Annotated in this window: 1 protein-coding gene and 1 pseudogene; both read right to left on the reverse strand. The window is 62.6% G+C overall.

The annotated features are described in order from the left end of the window. A pseudogene (locus N1F91_RS30895) lies at nt 1-499 on the reverse strand (helix-turn-helix domain-containing protein); the annotation flags it as partial. Between the two features lie 223 nt (nt 500-722). Beyond that, entirely contained in the window at nt 723-1,022 is a 300-nt protein-coding gene (locus tag N1F91_RS30900) for a hypothetical protein (RefSeq protein WP_289997748.1), read from the reverse strand. Nucleotides 1,023-1,368 lie beyond the last annotated feature (346 nt).

Here is a 1,368-nt window from a genome sequence, read left to right on the forward strand (position 1 = left end):
CCCGCACGAACATCATGCGGCTGTGGCAGAGCCGGACGTGGGCGACCTTCACGGTCACCGTCACGCCGGCGAGCAGGACGATCTCGTGGCTCCAGTCGAACTGGTAGGCTTCGCCCGGTGCCAAGAACAGCGGCACGTAGGCCTCGGCCGTCGCCGATCCTCTCGTCTTCGCCCAGCTCTTCGCATAGCGGCACACGGCGTCGTAGCCGCCCTCATAGCCGAGCGCGCGCAGTTCCTCGTAAATCCGGATCAGCGTCAGTTGCTCGCGCGCCGCCTTGCCGAGATTGCCGTTGAGGAACCCGTCGAGCTGGTCCTTCCACGGGCCGATCTTCGGCTTCGGTTGTCGCTCCCGCTCAGAGGAGAACGAGGTCTCGTCGGACCTGAGAATCTTGCGGACCGTGTTGCGCGACATGTGCAGCTCGCGGCAGATCCGCTTGAGCGACCACCCCTGCACATGAAAGGCACGCCGAACCCGGGCAATCGTGTCCACTGTCTTCATCCCCTCTCCACCCGCTCGCCAAAACGAACGGATGGTCGCAGATCGACTTCATGAGGGGGGTCAAAATTGGACGCCGATCCTCCCGTCTAGGGGGTCAAAATTGCATGCCGATTCACAACCGCAGTTCCGGCGGCGACCAGCATCATGTCTGGATGCTGCGCGAGCAGCGGCTGAAGGGACGCGGCCGACGTGGATGTCCTGCAACAGATCGATGAAGCGTCGCTTACTGGCGTCCATGGTCGCTCTCCGACGCGTCTAGGGAGTACAGCGTGTGGCGCAATACAGTGCGATCCTCCGGCCGACTGAGATAGTGATCGAGCCAGCGGCGCAGCCCCGACACGAACTGCTCCCCCTTGCCAGAATCTGCGAGCGCTAGCACGGCAGCGCCGAGCGTATATTTGACCTGGTTGCGCGTGCGACGGTTGGACTGGTCGAGCGCCCGACGCAAACGTGCCGTCTTCGCACGTGCGTCTCGCTCCCGCAGCCGTGCCAGTCGAAGCTTCTCTTCGATAGTGCCGGCCATTATTCCCCTCCAGTAACTGGCGCCTCCGGGAATATGTTTTGGCCGGATTTACGCCGGCGCAAGGCCCGGCACAACATCAAGACATGAAGGAAGAAATCGCAAACGACAGGCTCGCCTATACATCGCTGACGCGACGTTGCTCGGAAAAAGATCCAGGCGGCCCCCGATCCGGCCGCGGGAGGTGACCGATGGCCGACTTCTTCCGTATCCAGCTAGGGATCGTTTGTAAGCGCGATCAGCGCCACACGGTTTTTCCGAGTTGACAGGATCGCCCGCTCACCAGCGAGCCGCCTTGACGCGGTTCGGCATGAAGTGCGATCGGATTGCTACAACGGCCCTGGCGATG

Source organism: Aquibium sp. ELW1220, from assembly GCF_030398385.1.
Classification (GTDB): domain Bacteria; phylum Pseudomonadota; class Alphaproteobacteria; order Rhizobiales; family Rhizobiaceae; genus Aquibium.

What these genes read in the sequence shown, in the direction of transcription:
- N1F91_RS30900 (WP_289997748.1), bottom strand. Translation starts at nt 1,022, where the DNA reads ATGGCCGGCACTATCGAAGAGAAGCTTCGACTGGCACGGCTGCGGGAG.